General features: G+C 44.4%; 14 protein-coding genes and 1 pseudogene. 13 read left to right on the top strand and 2 right to left on the bottom strand.

What is annotated here, in order from left to right; genetic code table 11:
• Window positions 1-66 precede the first annotated feature (66 nt).
• The 10 genes from C9889_RS06740 to C9889_RS06785 all read left to right on the top strand — a co-directional run bounded on the left by C9889_RS06740 (window position 67) and on the right by C9889_RS06785 (window position 8,678).
• Window positions 67-327, top strand: a complete 261-nt coding sequence (locus tag C9889_RS06740; protein ID WP_191985827.1) for a hypothetical protein — start codon at window positions 67-69, stop codon at window positions 325-327.
• Window positions 299-1,108, top strand: coding sequence for an HAD family hydrolase (locus C9889_RS06745; RefSeq protein WP_129598156.1), 810 nt, complete (start codon window positions 299-301; stop codon window positions 1,106-1,108). Before C9889_RS06740 ends, C9889_RS06745 begins: the two co-directional genes overlap by 29 nt.
• A 222-nt stretch (window positions 1,109-1,330) precedes the next feature.
• Entirely contained in the window at window positions 1,331-2,944 is a 1,614-nt protein-coding gene (atwA, locus tag C9889_RS06750) for a methyl coenzyme M reductase system, component A2 (RefSeq protein WP_129598158.1), read from the top strand.
• Between the two features lie 54 nt (window positions 2,945-2,998).
• The gene (mmp3, locus tag C9889_RS06755) at window positions 2,999-4,444 is read left to right on the top strand and encodes a methyl-coenzyme M reductase-associated protein Mmp3 (protein ID WP_225420023.1); all 1,446 of its coding nucleotides are present in this window, start codon (window positions 2,999-3,001) and stop codon (window positions 4,442-4,444) included.
• Window positions 4,445-4,532: 88 nt separating this feature from the next.
• The gene (locus tag C9889_RS06760; protein ID WP_129598160.1) at window positions 4,533-4,967 is read left to right on the top strand and encodes a methanogenesis marker 6 protein; all 435 of its coding nucleotides are present in this window, start codon (window positions 4,533-4,535) and stop codon (window positions 4,965-4,967) included.
• A 9-nt stretch (window positions 4,968-4,976) separates the two neighbouring features.
• Complete coding sequence (locus tag C9889_RS06765; protein ID WP_129598162.1) at window positions 4,977-5,432, top strand: methanogenesis marker 5 protein; 456 nt, start codon at window positions 4,977-4,979, stop codon at window positions 5,430-5,432.
• The gene (locus C9889_RS06770; RefSeq protein WP_129598164.1) at window positions 5,429-6,673 is read left to right on the top strand and encodes a methanogenesis marker 15 protein; all 1,245 of its coding nucleotides are present in this window, start codon (window positions 5,429-5,431) and stop codon (window positions 6,671-6,673) included. Before C9889_RS06765 ends, C9889_RS06770 begins: the two co-directional genes overlap by 4 nt.
• Before the next feature lie 6 nt (window positions 6,674-6,679).
• Entirely contained in the window at window positions 6,680-7,291 is a 612-nt protein-coding gene (locus C9889_RS06775; RefSeq protein WP_129598166.1) for a methanogenesis marker 17 protein, read from the top strand.
• Window positions 7,269-8,210 (top strand): methanogenesis marker 7 protein, encoded by a 942-nt coding sequence (locus C9889_RS06780; protein ID WP_129599474.1) that lies wholly within the window; start codon window positions 7,269-7,271, stop codon window positions 8,208-8,210. Before C9889_RS06775 ends, C9889_RS06780 begins: the two co-directional genes overlap by 23 nt.
• A gap of 15 nt (window positions 8,211-8,225) precedes the next feature.
• Window positions 8,226-8,678: a carboxymuconolactone decarboxylase family protein gene (locus tag C9889_RS06785; RefSeq protein ID WP_129598168.1), complete on the top strand. Its 453-nt coding sequence runs from the start codon at window positions 8,226-8,228 to the stop codon at window positions 8,676-8,678.
• Between the two features lie 2 nt (window positions 8,679-8,680).
• On the opposite strand, the gene C9889_RS06790 is transcribed toward C9889_RS06785, so the two are convergent.
• Complete coding sequence (locus C9889_RS06790) at window positions 8,681-9,580, bottom strand: presenilin family intramembrane aspartyl protease PSH (RefSeq protein WP_129598170.1); 900 nt, start codon at window positions 9,578-9,580, stop codon at window positions 8,681-8,683.
• A gap of 107 nt (window positions 9,581-9,687) precedes the next feature.
• On the opposite strand from C9889_RS06790, the gene C9889_RS06795 reads away from it, so the two are divergent.
• The 3 genes from C9889_RS06795 to fen all read left to right on the top strand — a co-directional run bounded on the left by C9889_RS06795 (window position 9,688) and on the right by fen (window position 11,465).
• Window positions 9,688-10,011: a hypothetical protein gene (locus C9889_RS06795; RefSeq protein WP_129598172.1), complete on the top strand. Its 324-nt coding sequence runs from the start codon at window positions 9,688-9,690 to the stop codon at window positions 10,009-10,011.
• 110 nt (window positions 10,012-10,121) lie between these two features.
• Window positions 10,122-10,424 carry a hypothetical protein gene (locus C9889_RS06800; protein WP_129598174.1) on the top strand — a complete coding sequence of 101 codons (303 nt, stop codon included), beginning with the start codon at window positions 10,122-10,124 and terminating at the stop codon, window positions 10,422-10,424.
• Window positions 10,425-10,445: 21 nt separating this feature from the next.
• Window positions 10,446-11,465: a flap endonuclease-1 gene (fen, locus tag C9889_RS06805; RefSeq protein ID WP_129598176.1), complete on the top strand. Its 1,020-nt coding sequence runs from the start codon at window positions 10,446-10,448 to the stop codon at window positions 11,463-11,465.
• Here the strand turns inward: fen and gpmI are convergent.
• Window positions 11,453-12,996: pseudogene (gene gpmI, locus C9889_RS06810) on the bottom strand (2,3-bisphosphoglycerate-independent phosphoglycerate mutase). The gene fen and the pseudogene gpmI sit on opposite strands and share 13 nt — an antisense overlap.
• Window positions 12,997-13,145: the final 149 nt, after the last annotated feature.

Raw genomic sequence — 13,145 nt, forward strand, 5'->3', positions numbered from 1 at the left:
AGAAGTCACACAACTATTAGGCAATCGGACGAAAAATATTAATCGGCTTCTCTCGCTTTATCCAGTATGGAAAACAAACTGGCAGTGGTCTTTGACAGTGCGGGAACATTGTTGCATATGTACCGTGTTGCCAGGGATATGTCCAACGGGATGATGCTGGAAGATATAGAAAGCACGATGCTGGTGGCAGGTCGCAAAGGCAGGGCACTTGTAGTGCTCCATGCCGATATGGAGATGATACTGGAGTCACAACCCCGCGGACGAAAAATATTAATCGGCTTCTCTCGCTTTATCCAGTATGGAAAACAAACTGGCAGTGGTCTTTGACAGTGCGGGAACATTGTTGCATATGTACCGTGTTGCCAGGGATATGTCCAACGGGATGATGCTGGAAGATATAGAAAGCACGATGCTGGTGGCAGGTCGCAAAGGCAGGGCACTTGTAGTGCTCCATGCCGATATGGAGATGATACTGGAGTCACAACCCCGCCGGTTACTTTCGGATTTCATGGAAAGAGAACACGTAGAGCTGGATGTGAGCTGTTCCAATGGTGAGGTATCCCCCTCTGAAATCTCAAAAATCGTCCAGCAAAGCGATTTGGTTCTCGGGGATGTCCAGGAGGTATTTTGCAGGGTTAAGACCCGCTGTCCCAATATCTTTTACTTGGCGTGTGGGTTTATAGTAGATGTTGTTGAGCAGTCAGTAACCTATGTGGTTAGTACGGGGGGCCGCCTTTATCCTGAAAGCAAGGATACCTTGCAAGCTCTTCATCAGAGGGGAGTGGGTCTTTATATTGCCTCAGGAGATAGCATGAAAAACCTGAACAGACTCTCCCGCTGCATAGGTGTTCCTATTGATGGGGTTTTTGATATTGCCTCTACATTTGACAAGGAAAGAATTATTAAGGATCTTAAAAAACAGTACTATAAAGTCATTATGGTGGGCGACGGGATGAATGATATGCTGGCATTAAGATCAGCTGATGTGGGAATTCTTACAGTTCAGCAGGGGGACTCCCGCCCTCCCAGATTGCAGGAATCTGCTGATGTAGTGGTGGGCAATATTGCTGAAGTTGTCAGGTTTGCAGATGTGGCAATTTCATCTTAACACTATCAGAAGCCGGTTTTTAAAAGTTAACAGCGATATAATTATGCGTTACGTTTATGTAGTGTTCAATGTAATCCAGATATAAAATACCAGATTTAAATTTTTGGTTATGTTGGGCCTGGTCACAGGTTTATGGTTTTGTGCATACCGTGCAAAATGTTAAGTACATTTACTGTATAATCTCAAAACAGGTCTGATAATATCCATGTCGGAGGTACTCAAATGTCATTATTCATCGAGATCAAAGATCTTACCATCTCTTATAATGGTGCAGCGGTCTTAAAGAATATCAATCTCAATATAAATGAAGGTGAAGTTGTCGGAATCTTGGGAAAAAGCGGTTCCGGTAAAACGGTATTGATGCATGCGCTTCGCGGTGCCGAGGAATTAGATGAAATCACAGGTTCAATAATCTATCACGTTGCACGCTGTGAAAAATGTGGCTATATAGAACCACCCAGTATGGTGGGGAAGGCCTGTTCACATTGCGAAAACAGTAATTTTGAAGCGTTTGAAGCAGATTTTGCAAAACTTGACATCCATAATAACGAGCGCAGGGCAGTATCCCGAAGGGTTGCGATTATGCTCCAGAGGACCTTTGCCCTTTATGGAGATGACAGGGTAATTGCCAATGTAGTAAATTCCCTGACAGAGATTGGTTACAGTGGTCCCGATGCAATGGAGCATGCTGTACAACTTCTTGAAGAAGTTCGTCTCTCCCACAGGATGATGCATGTTGCTCGTGATTTAAGTGGTGGTGAGAAACAGAGGGTAGTTCTTGCACGCCAGCTTGTGAGAAATCCCATGCTGCTGCTTGCAGACGAACCGACAGGAACTCTTGACCCCAGGACAGCAAAAGTGGTACATGATGTTGTAGAGGATACAGTTTCATCCCACAACATGACAATGGTAATCACTTCTCACTGGTCAGATGTCATTGAGGATTTGGCTGATAGGGCAATTATCCTTGAGGACGGGGAAATTGTATGTGAAGGTGATGCCTGTGATGTCTCCCGCGACTTTATGAAAATGGTCACTGATATTGGTGAATGGGAAAAAGCCAATGTAGGCGAGGACATCATCAGGGTGGAAGACCTTGTGAAAAAATACATCTCCGTTTCAAGAGGAGTAGTTTATGCCGTAGGCGGTGTGAGCTTTAATGTGAAGGAAGGTGAGATATTCGGGCTTGCAGGTACCAGTGGTGCAGGGAAGACAACTACTTCTGAAATGCTCATGGGCAATGTACAACCAACAAGCGGGGCAGTGCATGTTCGCGTTGGTGATGAGTGGGTGAATATGAGAGAACCCGGAGCTGACAACAGGGGCCGTGCAGTTCGCTACATGGGTATCCTGCATCAGGAATATGGTCTGTACACACACAGGACAATCATCGATAACCTGACCGAATCCATCGGGATCGATCTTCCCTATGAACTTGCTACCAGAAAGGCTATCAATACTCTTGTGACAAGCGGTTTTACTGAAAACAAAGCCAAATCCATCCTTCCTAAAATGGCAGATGAGGTAAGTGAAGGAGAGAGGCACAGGGTTGCTCTGGCTCAGATTTTAATGAAAGAACCAAATATCATTTTAATGGATGAACCAACTGGGACAATGGATCCGATTACAAGGACCGAGGTAACCAAATCCATCCTGAAGGCAAGGGAAGAGATGGGCAATACATTTGTGATAGTTTCGCATGATATGGATTTCCTTACTGATATCTGTGACCGTGTAGCACTAATGAGAGATTCAAAGATAGTTGATATCGGAGAACCAGAAACCGTCCTTTCCCAGCTTACTGAAAAGGAACTTGAAGAAGTTCCTCAACAGTAACTTTATTATTAAGTGCTCTCTATGTAGTGATTGGAGGAATTAGGGACGATTCAAGTGCTTGTTAACGGCGAGAAGTTATCTCTCCCGGATGGTGCTACAGTACAGGAAGCCATCGATACAGCAGAGGCACCTTACAAAAGAGGTGCTTGTGTGGGCATTCTCAAGAAATCAGAAAGTGTCCGCTCTGAAAGTGTAAGGGAGTATCGTGTCAAGACTACAAAAGGAGAATTACGTCTTGAAATAATTGATCATCTTTCCGCTTCTGCCCGCAGGTGGATGGAAGGTTTCAAGCAATATGAAGGAATTTCCCTGCGCTGGGGCAGCAAGGATGCCACAGCCTTTGGCCCATTTTCGGAATCTCTGAAACCGGAAAGAACTCCCGCAAAGCTGGATAAATATGATGTATTATTTTCAGCTGGGGGATATAACCCTTCTAATTTCCATCTTCTTTTTTCCCTTGCAGAGCATTCTGCAGACTACGGTGCACCTGCAGATGGTCCTTTTGCCAGGGTCGTGGGCGGTAAGAAACTTCTGACCAGTTTTGAGCGCTCTGATCGCATTCTTGAAATTGAACCCGTAATTGAATGGCAGGAATCTGCAAAACACCTGGTCACAGATGATACTAGCACAACCCTGGAGGATGGTGATGGTCTCTTTACCTTTATAGGGATAAAACTTGCTCCTGAATCTCCTGAAGGAGCTGAATTTTTCTTTGGTCTAATTAAGGATGGATTTTTCAAAGTTGACGATGACTCCAGTTCTTTTATAAGTGACAGTAATTTAAAAGGTGAGATCTGCTCCTTTGAAAACTTTGAAGCCCGAAAGGATGGTGCTGTATGGGTACGAACTGCAGGTTATGGCACCGGTAAAGTGTTCATCTCCCGTGATGAAAGAGCTGCCAGTGTTGTACATTCGGTAATTGGCAATATAGAACAAGGTATTGAACTTATCCATATGGCAGGAAAGGGTCACTCTATATTTGTAAAGACGGATCCTGCTCCCATCAATATACTTGGCATGGGCTTTAATGAAGCTGAAAAACACCTTGAAGGACTGGGGGTTGAACTGGTACGTGAAGGGTATAAAGAAGACGATGCCAATATTGTGAAACTTCAACCCTCCAGTACTATCGATATCCTGCTGGCAAAAAAAGTAATTGCAACCGGGGCACCGGATTCCCTGGTAATTCGTGTTGAACTGTATGATGAACTCGCTCCTAAAACCCTGGATTTCTTCAGGCACTCAGTAGGTCTTACCTTCAGGCCTATAGGTACACTGCCTGTGATGATGATATATGAGGATACATACTTGTTTAAAGCCGCAAAGTCCGCTGAAAAATATAAGGAAATTTGCCGGAAAACGTGCTTGTGGATAAAACCAAAGCTTTTGAGATTGGGATTACTAACCAGGCCGCCAAAAGAATGGGTATTGTGGGGGTCAAAACAGAGGATGACGATCTGTTTGGTCCCACCGGAGAGAAATTTTCAAGTACCAATATAATAGGAAAAATCCTTGAGCCCGAGAAATTCAAGGCATTGACCGAAAAGGATACCATGTACGTTCTGGAAAGTAACAAGGAGGAGATTGAATGAGCGGGGAGGATGTTGATGAGATTACAAAGATCATGGTGATTGACTCAGACAGTGTACTTCCTTCTGATGCTGCGATGAAAATCTATGAGTCCGATGTAGATATTACCATTAAGGAAACCTGTTTCGGCACAATGGTAACAGGTCCGCGTGATTCAGTGGAAAAGGTAGTAGCTGAAGTAAGGGCCCTTGATCCGAATCATGTTTTTGTGAAACAGAGGGGTTTCCCGCCAGGTGATGAACGTCGCTGCAGGGCTTCCAGAGGCGGAGGTCCAAGGCCGGGTTTCCATTACCTTAGAAACGAAGTAGCAACATTGCCCATAATCAGCAAAGCTCTTGATGAGTATGAGACATATAATCCGGCTGAAAAGAAAGAATCTCCTGACAAAATTTCACCATCCAAACTTAAAGATATTATTGAATCTGAATTATGAGGTGACACCTTGGCAAAAATTTTCATCTACCCCACTAACAGCCTTATCCTTTCTGATCTCGTTGAAAGGTTTGGCCATAAACCCCTTGCAATGATGGAGAAGATCCGGGAAAAAATCACTACAGTAGGTGTAGATTCCCCGCCGATCAATATTACTCCCGAAGATCCCAAACATGGCTTGAAATATGCTTCAGTAGAAGTTCCTGCCGGTGTGAGGGGCCGTATGTCCATAGTGGGCCCTCTGATTGATGAAGCTGAAGCTGCGATCATAGTGCTGGATTCGGCATCTGCTTTTGGTTGCATGGGGTGTGCACGTGCCAATGAACTTACAAAGTTCCTTGCACGCCAAAGGGACATTCCCCGCCTTGAAGTCAAATATCCTCGCACTGAAGAAGAAGGTAAAGACTTTGTATACCAGATTGCTGAATTCCTGAAATCCCTGTCCAAAGAGGAGGATGAAGAATGAATAATTCTGATAAAGTAACGATAGCACTGGTTTCATGCGGTTCTGAATATGCCGGTATCCAGAAGGAACTGGAATCGGCAGCATCTTCCTTGAATGCGGAACTTGTCTATCCGGAGATGGATGTGGCATCGATGGACACCATAGGCGGGGAATTCGGGCTGGAAGTCGCAAGTCCTGATCTGCGTCTCATGATGGCCAGGGCAAAAGCTGTAGTAGAAGGTGTGGCTCAGGTGGATGCTGTGTTTGTTGCTACCTGTTTTAGATGTGCTGAAGCTGCGATTGTTCGTAATGAAGTGCGCCGTTATATATTTGAAGATTCGGGTCTGCCGGTTATAAGTTATTCTTTTACCGAGCGAACAACTGCGGCTACCCTGCTGACACGTATGGAAGCCCTGACAACCATTGCAAAGAGCAAACATTTACTTGCAAGGGAAATTCAGGAAGGATTGACAGCAGGTATTGACTCTGGTTCAACAACTACCAAAGCTGTAGTTATGAGGGATGACGAGATAATCGGTGAAGGCTGGGTGCCCACCATCAAAGTGCTTGAAAGTGCTGAAAAAGCCCTTCAGCAGGCACTGGATCAGGCCGATGTCAAAAGAGAGGACTTGCAGTCAATCGGTACAACAGGATACGGACGTTTCCTTATAGGCGATCACTTCAACGCCGACCTTATGCAGGAAGAAATTACGGTAAATTCCAAGGGAGCGGTCTACCTTGCAAAGACACAGCAGGGTAATGCCACTGTAATTGATATTGGCGGTATGGATAACAAAGCCATTTCCGTACAGGATGGCATTCCCGGCATGTTCACCATGGGAGGCGTTTGTGCGGGTGCTTCGGGCAGATTCCTTGAAATGACTTCCAAGAGACTGGGTGTGGATATCACGGAACTCGGGGACCTTGCAATCAAGGGAATGCAGAAAAATGTAGAAATGAACAGTTATTGTATTGTTTTCGGAATCCAGTCCCTGGTTAATTCCCTTGCCAAGGGAGCTACGCCCGAAGACGTGGCTGCTGCAGCGTGTCACAGTGTTGTGGAACAAATATTTGAACAGCAGCTCCAGGAAATTGAAGTTAAAGAACCCCTTGTCCTGGTGGGTGGTTCATCCCTGATTGCTGGTGTACCCAAAGCTCTGGAAGAACTGCTCAAGATTGATGTTGTTGTCCCTCCATATGCCCAGCATATCGGTGCAGTGGGTGCCGCGCTGCTTGTTTCTGGTTTTGTGGATAAGGAGTGATTTGAATTGGCAACCCTTGAAAAGTTCGTGGTTGAAACCACAGTTGAAGAGGAAGCCCCACCTTATCGAAAGATTGTATCAGATATAATCTCCGATCTGGGCATGGCAGGCAGAATCGCAAAAATCAAAGTAGTAATAAGGCCCGAAGATTCTCTTTTCCAGCTGGCGGCAGTTGTACGTGGTGTTCTTCCACAGGTAATATTGAAAGATTTTGCTGAAATACAAAAAGGGGACCATGAAGGAGAAATTTTGATCAAGATATCTGTAGAAAAACATCTTCCACGTCTGTTGCAGATGCTCTGGGATAGGTATGGACGTGACAGCCTTGAGCAACCGGACAGGTGGACTATTTCCCTGTTTGTGGATAATCCGGAGGAGGAGATAGGCTCTCTCGAAAATCTTGTTGTGGATGACCCGAGGCGCACACTCAAGTCCAATCTGGCGGATATGGCTATCAGGGTAGCTCCTGAAGGTTTCAGGGTACGTCATCATTCATTGAACGGCAATGATTTCATATTTGTGGCATCCGAGGATACGATGCAAAAAGAATGGATTGATGAAGCACACACGATGCTGGAAGAACTAAAGGGAGATGATGCCAGTGGCAGCAGTGCTTGAACCCTATGTCTATGAAGGCGGTGTGCACAAACATGGCCTTATTATTGAACTCCTGGAAGACCTGGGCGGCTATCTTGTACAGAGTACGCCGGCTGCAACGGAAATTAATCTTGTGATGTTGATTCCCCGTAAAGATGTTCCCCTGATGGAAGAACTTGCAAAGAAAATACTGGGCAAACTCACGCGAGCTCCCTTAACAGGTACTGAAATAGCTGTAGTATCCCCAACCCTTGCCTACCATCATCTTCCTCATTCGGCATGTGATGTTGCCGAACATCTGCGCAGGGATGGTGCTAATACCAATATGCTGGGACTTGCACGGGGAATGGGTCGAAGAGTGGCTCTTTCTCAGGATTATGAAAGGCGGTTAATCAACGAACATGACATTGCCGTTTACAGTTTTGGGAATTTCAGTGACTGTATAATAAATAAGAAGCCCAAACTTTTCTCGGGTGTAGATGTTCCTATTGTGGCTACAGGAAGCCCTGCACTTAAGACTGAGGATGTAAAGGGTGCCGATGTTTATGTTGGAGGCATTGGACGTGTATCTCACAGGCTGCGTAACGAAGGTGAGATGGACAGCCTTGATGTATTGAATAAGACTGTCGGGGAAGTTGTGGATAAAATGCGTGAGGAAATATCCCGGGATCCTCTTGCAGTATTGCCTGCAAGAGTAATGAAGGAGATTAAAGAGCAGGTGCCTGAAATTAATGATGTTTTATCCCCTGCTCCAATAACCCTTCAACTGGATGGAATGAGGGTGAAACTTCCCTTTGGACAATTCCATGAAAAAATGGAACAGCTGGAATTGGATGAAAATATCTCCCTCTCGGATGTGGCAAATATCATGCCTTCAAAAATGAAGGACTATATTCTCATAAAGATTCGCCGCCGCTCAGAGACCGGATTTACTGTATGATACAGAGGGTGTGTAATGGATCTGGAAAATATCAAGGAAATTCTTGAAAAAGATGAAGATGAAGCGGTTTCCGAAGTGCTTTCAACAGTTGAGGAACGATATGGGGAAGTACCCTATATTCTCAATTTCATGAAAGATATGCCGGAGCTGTTAATCCCTAAAGTAATGTATGATAATTCTATAATGCGGGAGTTTGAAAGACTCGATCCTGAAACAATTGAACTTATCTGTGTGGGTGTTGCTTCTGCACTGAGATGTGACCATTGTCTCAAGATGCATATCAGGGTTGCCAGCAGGCTTGGTTTGACAAGGGAGCAGATATTTGATGCTATTCTTATAGGCGGGGCCCTATCCAATGCCTCGGTGCTTGCAGAAGGCACACGTGCCCTTGATGACGAGATAAATGATAATTCCCCTTCCTGTGATAGTGACTGCGATTCATGCAACATCACAGGTTCGGACAGGTAATTTTATCCCAGAAGCGGCATCCCGGCTATTAAAGCACCAGCCACGTAACCCAGAATTGCCCCGCTATTTAAAAATGGGAGGCCTGCCTGGGGTTTCCCCTTCATTACCAGGATTGTCAGGGCAAAAAATCCGATAAGGGTACCGACCATTGCTCCTATGGCGGGAATTCCTACGAAGCCTTCATGGGGAAGGAATACATTTGCAGAAACTACTATAATTGTTGGCATTATAGCATCACCCAATCCCATGTAGAAGGCTTCTTTTTCCCCTTCTGTTGATGGAGTGTCCTCAATAAATGAGTAATTTCTTTTTTTAGGTATGACAAACAGGATTGGCAGCTTTAGATCCATCACGCCTTCTGCAAGGGCAATCATATGTTTTGTCTTATACACCGAGATTGCATCGTAGGCTGCAAGCAGACCCAGCAGCACAATCGCAGGCAAAATACCAAATGATATTCCAAATATTGAACTTGCCGCTGCTCCCACAATGATTCCTACAAAATCTATTATGTACCATTCAGGATGGACGTAAAGCAAGATGGTGAAAACAGTTGCCATTAACAGACCTCCGATTATCGGACCTTCTCCTCCCAATCCTGTAAGGTGGAAGAGGGGATAGAATCCGTAATACATGGTAGAAGCAACAGCAACAAGGATAATCATCTGGATTACCCATTGTATTTCTTTCTTGATAGCGAAAAGTAAAAACAGGGTGAATATGAGAATTGCGATTATGTAGTATATGGAATTGGTTGCTGATTGGGGGTTATCTACTGCCTGCATACCCAGATCGTTCATTGGTTGTGCAAGGGTAAGTGCAATGATCTGGATGACCAGTATAAAGCCGGCCATTACAATCATCGGGAAGTATTCCTTGATTCCGTTTTCATTATCGCTCAAATTTTCTCATCCTGTTTGTATGGTACAGAACCTAATGCAATATCCATTAATTAAGTTTATGTAATACTTAAGTAGTAACATGGATTAAGTAAAATAGAGGTCTTACCATGGAAACAAGGGACATTGTTTTTTCTATCGTTATGGTTGTATCAGCTTTTGTGTTGACATATGTATGGCTGGGCAGGTTCAAATACAGTCCGGCTAACTCATTGATAGTTCTTGCTGCCATTGTAATGGTAGGAGCTCTTGCAGCGATGCTCCTTTCTTTGGACATGCGGATGCGTAAGATTGAGCAGCAGCTCGATCTAAGAGAACGCTCTCTTCGGATTAATATTCAGAGTGTCGAAGATAACATGGGTGAAAAAATGGATACTGTCACCAATGTGGTGGATGATGCCATGGAAACCTTTAACAGAAGAAATTATCGTTAATCTTTTCTATTCTTCATTATTTTTAATCATCGACATCTGCCGAAAACAATATTAATGTGATGGTTTGTATGGGCAATTATCAACAAGTTTCATAATGGTGGGTGGGCTCAATGCAAATTAATCTTAAACCAATCGGTGTCATAAAAAAATCCGGGAAAAATTCAGAAATTCTGATATATTCGGAATTTGAGCAGGTAATCAGGAATATGCTCTCCAGGACAGGTAAAACCGCTGTTGAAGGAAATGATGTGCTGGTAGTCCATAAAGGTGACAAGAAGGATGGTCATCAGTTACAGGTTTCCAGAACAACTCTCCTTGAAAGGGCAGGTAATATACTGAAGGTAGGGCGGATGAAAGCCGATGATGACTCGGTGCTGGATATACGCCTCGATACGGATATTCAACTTCATTAAACCAATTTAAGAGGACACTGAATGGGTGTAGATATAGGGGACATACTGGAAAAAAGAGAGGTTGGATTTGATGATCTTGCTCACAGGATTGTGGCGATTGATGGATATAATACCCTTTACCAGTTTTTGAGCATCATAAGGCAACGTGATGGTACTCCCCTGAAGGATTCCAGGGGCAATATCACATCCCATCTATCCGGTATCCTGTACAGGATGACCAATCTTTTTGAAGCCGGTATAAAACCTGTTTTTGTTTTTGATGGCAAACCTCCTGATTTCAAGGCAGATACAATTAGCCAGCGTAAAAAGTCCAGGGAAGAGGCCCGTACAAAATGGGATGAAGCAAAAGAAAAAGGCCTGTCAGAGGAAGCCTACAAATATGCACAGGCTTCTTCAAAGGTAGATGCCCACATAGTGGAGGATTCCATGCAACTTCTGGATTTCATGGGAATTCCCTGTGTCCAGGCTCCTTCTGAAGGTGAAGCACAGGCAGCCTATATGGTGAACAAAGGTGATGCAGATTATAGTGCTTCCCAGGACTACGATTCCCTGCTTTTCGGTGCTCCGAGGGTAGTGCGCAATCTTACAATTACGGGTAAACGCAAATTGCCGGGTAAGAATGTTTACATTGATGTAGAACCCGAATCAATTGATCTTATGCAAAACATCAAGTTACTGGATATAGACCGCCAGCAACTGATCGGTATTGCCCTGTGTGTGGGTACTGATTATAATAAAGGGCTGGAGAAAGTCGGCCCCAAAACCGCCCTTAAATTAATAAAACAACATGGCAGTATTCATAAGGTTCTGGAGCAGAGGGGTGAAGCCATTGACGAGCTTGATGCAAAGATCGATTTTTTCCTGAATCCACCTGTAACTGATGCTTATGAACTGAAATGGAAATCTCCACAAAAGGAAAAAATAGTGGATTTCCTTTGCAAACAGCACGATTTCTCTGAGGAACGAGTTTTCAAAGCTGTAGATCGTCTTGAAAAAGCCGGCAAACAGCGAAGTCAGCAAACCCTGGATCAATGGTTTTGAACAATCAGTGGCTTACCTGTCATTTCTTCGGGTTGTTTTATTGCAAGCATTTGCAGGACAGTCGGTGCAACATCGGCAAGGATTCCGTCTCTCATTTTGATATTTTGTCTTTCTGAGATACATATGCATTTAACCGGGTTGCTTGTGTGGGCTGTATGGGGCTGGTCTCCATGGGCTTCTTCCATTTGTTCCGCATTTCCGTGGTCGGCGTTATCAATGCTTCACCGCCTTTCTGTTGTATTTTAGTTATTACCTTTCCCACACATTCATCCACAGCCTCTACGGCTTTGATAGTCGGTTCAAAGAAACCGGTATGTCCCACCATGTCCATGTTGGCAAAATTGAGTATGATCACATCATAATTTGCGGATTCGATCCTGCTGGTGAGTTCTTCAGCAACTTCATAGGCACTCATTTCAGGTTTAAGGTCATAGGTTGCAACCCTGGGTGAGGGAATGAGGCATCTTTCTTCTCCTTTGAATTTCTTTTCCACTCCACCATTGAAGAAAAAGGTGACATGAGCATACTTTTCAGTTTCAGCGATACGCAACTGGGACATATTTTCCCTGCTCAACACTTCGCCCAGTGTATTTTTTATTTCTTTGGGGGGATAGGCAACAGGTACGTCCAGTTTTTCATCATACTGGGTTATGCAGACATAGTGCACCTGTGGATACTTTTTCCTCTCGAATCCTTCGAATCCATCTTCCACAAATGCATAGGTAAGCTGCCTTGCCCTGTCCGGACGGAAATTGAACATGATCACAGAATCGTTATCTTCAATTGTGGCTACAGGTTTGCCCTTCTCCTGAATAACAGTGGGTTTGACGAATTCGTCATTTTCTCCTCTGTCGTAGGCAAGCTGTATCGCTTCCACAGGATTTTCAGCAGTTATTCCATCTCCCAGTGTCAGGGCGTCATAGGCAAGTTGGGTACGTTCCCACCGTTTGTCACGATCCATTGCATAGTATCTGCCGGATACACTGGCAGTCTTTGCGACACCGGTTTCCCTGCAGAATAATTCATGCTCTATCATATCCTCAAGGGCGGCCCGGGGGGGTACATCCCTGCCGTCAAGGAAAGTATGGATGAATACTTCACTTAAGCCTTCCCTTTTAGCCAGCTTTATCAGGGCACGCATGTGTTCTATGTGGCTGTGAACCCCACCGCGGGAAAACAGTCCCATGATATGCAGTTTTGAATTTTTTTCCTTCACATTCCTGATGGCATCAAGCAGAACCTGGTTTTCATAGATCTCCCCATCTTTGATTGCCAGGTTTATCCGGGTCAGGTCCTGATAGACAATTCTGCCTGCACCTATGTTGAGGTGGCCTACTTCGGAGTTTCCCATTTGTCCCTGTGGAAGGCCTACAGATTTGCCTGCAGCCTGTAAAAAGGAGGTTGGGTTTTCTTTTTCTAACCTGTCAAGGACAGGGGGTTTGGCCTGTGCCACAGCGTTTCCTTTTATGGTGGGTGAGTATCCCCATCCGTCCAGTATCATTAACAAGAGAGGTTTTCGGTCCAGTGTCATGCTTTCACTCAAGCTTTTATGTTATATAAGGGGTCAGGAATGTATAATTTATTTGCAATATATGAACCATCAAGCTTTATATGAATGACAACAATAAATTTATATTAAGTTACACTTCATGAGTAATTAGTTCAATAATTCCCTCATAA

It is taken from the genome of Methanohalophilus profundi, assembly GCF_004137855.1.
In the GTDB taxonomy this organism is placed as follows: Archaea; Halobacteriota; Methanosarcinia; order Methanosarcinales; family Methanosarcinaceae; genus Methanohalophilus; species Methanohalophilus profundi.